8 protein-coding genes and 1 tRNA gene are annotated in these 5,829 nt (G+C 70.6%); 4 read left to right on the forward strand and 5 right to left on the reverse strand.

Annotated features, from left to right (window positions below; genetic code table 11):
- Positions 1 to 156: 156 nt before the first annotated feature.
- From FK498_RS16855 to FK498_RS16875, 5 genes are all read right to left on the reverse strand, one after another.
- Positions 157 to 233, reverse strand: a tRNA-Arg gene (locus FK498_RS16855).
- A 52-nt stretch (positions 234 to 285) separates the two neighbouring features.
- Entirely contained in the window at positions 286 to 930 is a 645-nt protein-coding gene (locus FK498_RS16860) for an MBL fold metallo-hydrolase (protein ID WP_141856611.1), read from the reverse strand.
- Between the two features lie 108 nt (positions 931 to 1,038).
- The gene (locus FK498_RS16865) at positions 1,039 to 1,431 is read right to left on the reverse strand and encodes a TadE family protein (RefSeq protein ID WP_141856613.1); all 393 of its coding nucleotides are present in this window, start codon (positions 1,429 to 1,431) and stop codon (positions 1,039 to 1,041) included.
- Positions 1,432 to 1,440: 9 nt separating this feature from the next.
- Positions 1,441 to 1,887, reverse strand: coding sequence for a TadE/TadG family type IV pilus assembly protein (locus tag FK498_RS16870; RefSeq protein ID WP_141856615.1), 447 nt, complete (start codon positions 1,885 to 1,887; stop codon positions 1,441 to 1,443).
- Positions 1,888 to 1,891: 4 nt separating this feature from the next.
- The gene (locus FK498_RS16875; RefSeq protein WP_141856617.1) at positions 1,892 to 3,250 is read right to left on the reverse strand and encodes a pilus assembly protein TadG-related protein; all 1,359 of its coding nucleotides are present in this window, start codon (positions 3,248 to 3,250) and stop codon (positions 1,892 to 1,894) included.
- Positions 3,251 to 3,700: 450 nt separating this feature from the next.
- Here FK498_RS16875 and FK498_RS16880 point away from each other — a divergent pair, with 450 nt between their 5' ends.
- The 4 genes from FK498_RS16880 to FK498_RS16895 form a co-directional block, all read left to right on the forward strand.
- Positions 3,701 to 3,910, forward strand: coding sequence for a Flp family type IVb pilin (locus tag FK498_RS16880; RefSeq protein WP_141856619.1), 210 nt, complete (start codon positions 3,701 to 3,703; stop codon positions 3,908 to 3,910).
- A 139-nt stretch (positions 3,911 to 4,049) separates the two neighbouring features.
- Positions 4,050 to 4,562, forward strand: coding sequence for a prepilin peptidase (locus FK498_RS16885; RefSeq protein ID WP_141856621.1), 513 nt, complete (start codon positions 4,050 to 4,052; stop codon positions 4,560 to 4,562).
- Positions 4,563 to 4,567: 5 nt separating this feature from the next.
- The gene (cpaB, locus tag FK498_RS16890) at positions 4,568 to 5,437 is read left to right on the forward strand and encodes a Flp pilus assembly protein CpaB (protein WP_141856623.1); all 870 of its coding nucleotides are present in this window, start codon (positions 4,568 to 4,570) and stop codon (positions 5,435 to 5,437) included.
- Positions 5,434 to 5,829, forward strand: a 396-nt coding sequence (locus FK498_RS16895) for a pilus assembly protein N-terminal domain-containing protein (RefSeq protein WP_202614892.1), incomplete at its 3' end; no start/stop codon positions are given. The genes cpaB and FK498_RS16895, both read left to right, overlap by 4 nt.

Here is a 5,829-nt window from a genome sequence, read left to right on the forward strand (position 1 = left end):
GTCTCGACAACCCGTTGGAATCACAACCCGCCGTGACCTCCCAACCCTCGTTCCCACCGCATTCCGAAACAGCCTCTTAAGATCGGGGCGAATACGGTTGCCCACCACATAGAGATCTTGCTGCTGAACGTGTTCAAGAGATTTTCGTGAGAGGGATGGCGACCCCGGCGTGATTCGAACACGCGACCTGCTGATTAGGAATCAGCTGCTCTATCCTGCTGAGCTACGGGGTCCCGGGAAACCCTCTTAGCACAGCATGCAGCGCGGCGGCATAGGCCGCTGCCCTCAAGCCTGCTCGCCGACGAAGGGATTGCTTCGCCGCTCCTCGCCGAGGCTGCCGCCGGGGCCGTGGCCGCAGATGAAGGCGATGTCGTCGCCGAGCGGAAAGAGCTTCGCGCGGATCGCCTCGATCAGGGCTGCGCTGTCGCCATAGGGGAAGTCCGTGCGCCCGATCGAGCCGCGGAACAGCACATCGCCGACCAGCGCCACGCGCGCCTCCCTGGAGACGTACACCAAGTGGCCGGGCGTGTGCCCAGGGCAGTGCAGGACCGCGAAATCGCGCCCGGCGATCGGCACCGTGTCGCCTTCGGCAAGCCAGCGATCGGGGACGAGGTTGCGCGCCTCGGCGATGCCGTAGACGCGACCCTGGGCCTCAAGCCCCTCGAGCAGGAACCGGTCCTCCACCCCGGGCCCCCAGACGGGCAGCCCGAGCCTCTTGGCGAGCGCGGCCGCGCCGCCGGCGTGGTCGATATGCCCATGGGTCAGGAGGATCCGTTCCGCCACGACCCCGAGCTCGTCGAGGGCGGCAACGATGCGGTCCACATCGCCGCCCGGATCGATCACGCTTGCGCGCTTCGCCGCCTCGTCCCACAGCAGTGTGCAGTTCTGCTGCAGCGGTGTCACGGGCAGCACCGCTCCCTTCAGGCTCATCGTCTCTCGTCCGGCTCGGTGGTCGATCGGCCCGGCGTTGCGCCAGACCGCCCCACCATCGCACGCGACGCTGCGGGGCGCGAGCCGCCGATCCGGCTGACCGGCGGCTCAGTAGGTGACGGCGGTCTGCTCGCTGATCGCGATCGTCGCGGAGGGCAGATAGGGCAGAAGGAAGCGGAAGGTCGTGCTGGCCGTGATGCTGTAGGTGCGGACCTCGCTCGGGTCGGCGCCGGTGCAGCCGGTGCAGCTCACCTGCAGCGCCTCGCCGAGGAATGGCGCCTGGGCACGCGCGAAGGCCTGGACCTGCTCGGCCGAGAGCCCCAGCGAGGCGGCCCGCACCGCCTCCGCCGCCGCCTGGCGCACCGAGATCAGCGCGAAGGCGTAGCGCGAGAAGTCGACGATGCCGAAGGCGAGCATCAGAAACGCGGGCACGACCATGGCGAACTCGAGCGCGGCACCGCCCTTCTCGCCGCGGCATCCGGATGCGAGGAGCGCAGGCACCGGCCGCCCTCAGCGCAGCCGCGCCACGGCCGTGCCGCTCAGCGTCGAGGGCAGCACGAACCCGCCGATGCCGATGATCGCCGTATAGGTTCGCGTGACGCTGATCTCGACATAGACCGCCGAGGGGGCGCCGTTGCAGGGGGTGCCCTCGCATGCCACCACACCGGTGCCGCCCCCCGGGCAGGCGCAGTAGGCGGGCACGACCGACACCGTCCCACCCGAACTGCCGAGGGCCGAGACCGTTGCCGCCGTGATGCCGGCGGTATCGCTGGGGAAGCTCATCGCGTACTGGGCGCCGGCGCGCGCCGCGCTCTCGAGCCGGATGGTCTGCTGCAGCGCGCCGGCGAGATCGACCAGGCCGGCGAGCAGCAGCACCATCACCGGCGCGATCACCGCGAACTCGGCCGCCGCGACGGCGCGGCGGCAGCCACCAAGGCGGAGCAGGAGCGCCGTCATCGCGCTACTCCACCAGCCGCACGACGCGCACCTGCGGCAGCATCGTGTCCGGGTCGAGGCCGAGCGCCGCGCAGCCTTCGACCCGCACCGTCTGCTGCGTCGTGCCGGTGAGCGTGATCGACTCGCCGATGAACGCCTTGCAGGTGGAATTGGTGCCGCCGAAATTGCCGTTCACGATCAGGTCGGCGGATGGGAAGTAGAAAAGACCGCTGGTGGTGATGCCGGCACCGCCGTTGAGGCGGACGTCGTTGCCGGCGGGGGCGCGCGGGTCCTGGTACATCAGCATGCCACGGTATTGCGGCGTGCCGCCGATCAGATCGATGGAGGCGCCGCCGTTGATGTCCGGCGCGCCGATCTGGTTCGCCTCGCCCGTGAAGACGAAGGTGACGCCGTTGCCGGGGGTACAGGTCGGGCAGGAGATGTGGGCCTGCGCGTTGACGGTCATGTCGCCGTTCTGGATGACGTAGACGCCGGGGGAGAGGATCGCCGTTCCCTTCAGGTTCATCCCGCCGCAGTACCGCCCCGGCGACAGGGCTTCGGTCCTGCTCGGGCCAAGCGAGTAGTTCGACCGGTCGCACGGCCCGCTCTGCGCCGGCAGCGGCACGCCGGTGCCGGGCACGTCGGGGGCGAAGGGGTCCCGGATCGGCGGCTGGTAGGAGGCGGCCGGCCGTTCCAGCGTGACGTTCTGCGGGCTGCCGATCTCGACGGTGCCGACCGCGACCAGCGTGAAGGCGTCGATCTCGGCGCTGCCGAACTGGCGGATGGACGTGTTGGAGGCGAGGCTGCAGGTCGGCGCCGCAATGCTCGCATTGCCGCCGACGGAGAGATCGACCTCCTGCACCAGCGCGCCGCCCTGGCGACCGAGCGCGAGGATGCACGCCGATCCGCCGCCGATGGAGACAAGACGCGCGACCGCGCGCGCCGCGATCGTCGCATCACCGGCCAGGAACAGCGCGGCGATCCGCAAGGGCGACCGGCGCTGCACCACCACCTCGACCGCGCCCGCATCGCCCGCATTCGGTCCGGCGAGCGGCGGCACGTTCACCGTGACGGTAGTCGCCTCGCTGCCGTGGGTGAAGCCGTTGCGCGCGCTGGTCTCGAGCGCCGCGGCCGCCGCCGGACGGTCGAAGGCGAGCGCAGCGGCACCGGCCTGGGCGGCGGTGTCGGCCGCTGTCTGCGCCGCGCGCTTGGTCGCGTACCAGGAGCCGCCCTCGACCGCGAGTCCCGTGAAGCCGACGAGCACAGTCGCCATGACGCCGAAGGTGATCGCCGTGGCGCCGTCCTGCTGCCGGCGCAGCCGTGCCAGGGTGCCGAGCGTGGCTCGGACATGGGCGAGGCTGGCGATGGCAGGCGGCACCCTCATGCTCCGGATCCTGCAGCAGTCGCACCGATGTGCAGGATGATGATTGCACACGACTTCTTAACGGATTGCTCCTTTCGCGGAGCGTTCTGCAGACCATGGTATAATGTTTCACCATATCTTTGTATTCGCTGACAAGACGAATCACCCGACATGTGCGGGGATCCTCATCGCTCATAATGGGGCATTTTACAATAAAATCAGCATGATTGAATGCTGATTTTAAGGCACAAGAGTATCGATGCAAGGCAAGTCCCTGTTTGATTTTTTTCTATATCATACGATTGTGTAATTGCGCGGCATCGCATCGTCTGACCACAAAGAGAAGAATCTTCCTGGGGCAAGACTCGTGCTCGACTATGCATGGTCATGATGAATTGGATCACGGCAACGAATTGTTAAGCGATCGCTGCCACTGTCTCCGCGGTGTCCATGGGAGAAGGAAGACCGGACATGGTGAAGGCGTACAGGGTGGTTCGGTCCCGCCTCGCCGCGCTCCGTCGCGACGAGAAGGGAGTCACCGCGATCGAGTACGGCGTGATCGCGGCGGTGATCATCGTGGCGCTGGTCGGCGTGCTGACCGCCGTCGGAACCGGGATCGGGGACGCGTTCACTGCGGTCAGCCAGGCGCTCACGAATGCCGGCGGCGGTGGCGGCGGCTGATCCCGAACCGCCCTCGCCGGAGGGCGGCATGGCGTGAACCATCTGCGGCGGCGGGGCGACCGGTCGGGCTCCCCGCCGCTTCTCATCGGCACGGACCCCGTACCGGGAACGCAAGGATCGCCCCGATGTGACGGCCGGCGTGACGTCAGCCCTCGTGATCGGTCTCGTCGCCGCTGTCTTGGCCGCCGCATGGCGCGACCTCGCGGTCCGGCGTATCCCTGACCCGCTCTCGGCATCGATCGCGGCGGCCGCGATCCTGCTGCGCGTCGTCGAGGGGCCCGGCGCTCTCGCCGCCAGCCTCGCCGCCGCGCTGGCGCTGTTCGTCCTCCTGTTCGCGCTGTTCGCCCGCGGTTGGCTCGGCGGCGGCGATGTCAAGCTCGCGACGGCACTCGCGCTTGGCCTGCCGCCGCAGGGCATTTGGACCCTGGTCGTCGCGACCGCGCTCGCCGGCGGCGTGCTCGCCTCCGGCTACCTGCTCATGCACCGCCTTGCCGCCGGACCCGTGGCCCCCACCCGACGGCGGAGCGCCATCCTCGCCCGCGTCGCGGCCGCCGAGGCGTGGCGCATCCGCCGGCGCGGCCCGCTGCCCTACGGCATCGCCATCGCCGCCGGCGCGCTTACAGCCTTTGGCAACCAATTCGTGGTGCAGTGAGCGCCATGGTCATCCGCTTCATCCTCATCGGCCTGATCGTGCTGGCTGCCGCCGGCATCGCCATGGTCGGGATGCAGACCTTCCTGCCGCGCCAGCCGGCGCGCGTCGTCGTGGCCGAGACGTCCCCGGCTCCGCCCCCGCCGCTGCTCGTGCGGACCCTGGTCGCCGCGCGTCCCATCCCGGCCGGCTCGCTGCTGCGCAACGAGGATCTCGGCGTGCGCGAGGTGCCGACCGGCGAGGCGGGCGAGGGCGTGCTGCGCGACACCGCCGAGACCCGCGCCGAACTCGCCGGCGCGCTGGTGCGCCGCTACCTCGAGGCGGGCGAGCCGATCGCGCTTGGCGACGTGCTGCGCCCGCGCGATCGCGGTTTCCTGGCCGCCGTGCTGCGGCCGAACATGCGCGCGATCACGGTCGGCGTCGATGCGATCACCGGCGCGGCCGGGCTGATCTGGCCGGGCGACCGCGTCGATCTTCTGCTCACCCAGAAGCTGGACGAAGCCGTCGCCCAGCTCTCGCGGCGCGTGGTCGGCGAGACGGTGCTGAACGACGTGCGCGTGATCGCGGTGGACCAGCAGCTCACCCAGGGCGCGGCCGGCGCCACCGCATCGCCGGAGGGCAGGATCGCGCGCACCGTCACGCTCGAGGTGACGCCCGAGGAGGCCGAGCGCGTGGCGGTCGCCGCCCAGCTCGGCCGGCTCTCGCTCACGATCCGCGCCATGGCGGTTGAGCGGGTCGAGGAGGTGCCGGCGCGCCGCTCCGTGTTCGGCGGCGACGTCTCGCCGGCGCTGTCGCAGGCCGATGCGGTCGAGCGGCCGGTCGGCGCGCGGCTGCGCATCATCCAGGGGGACGAGCGCCAGGAGGTGATCTTCCGATGATCCTCCGCCTGTTCCGCCGCGCATTCCTGGCGGGCGGGCTCATGGGCGCCGCGCTCGCGGCCGTCCCCCCGGGGGCGCCCGCGGCCCTCGCCCAGGCGCGCGGCACTCTCCAGATCGAGGTGGGAGGCGGCCAGCTCGTCACCCTGCCGCAGGCGGCATCGACGGTCTTCGCCGCCGATCCGCGCATCGCGCGCGTGCAGGCCGCTTCGCCGACCACGCTGTTCGTCTCGGGCGTCGGGCGCGGCCGCACGGTCGTGGTCGCGACCGCGGCGGACGGGGCCGAGATCGCGACCTACGAGGTCGTGGTCGGTCCGGCCGCACGGCCCGCCGGCGCGGGCGGCGCCGGCGGCCTCGGTGCGCTGGAGGCGGCGATCCGCGCCGCCGTGCCGACC

This window comes from Elioraea sp. Yellowstone (genome assembly GCF_006704265.1).
GTDB lineage: Bacteria > Pseudomonadota > Alphaproteobacteria > Acetobacterales > Acetobacteraceae > Elioraea.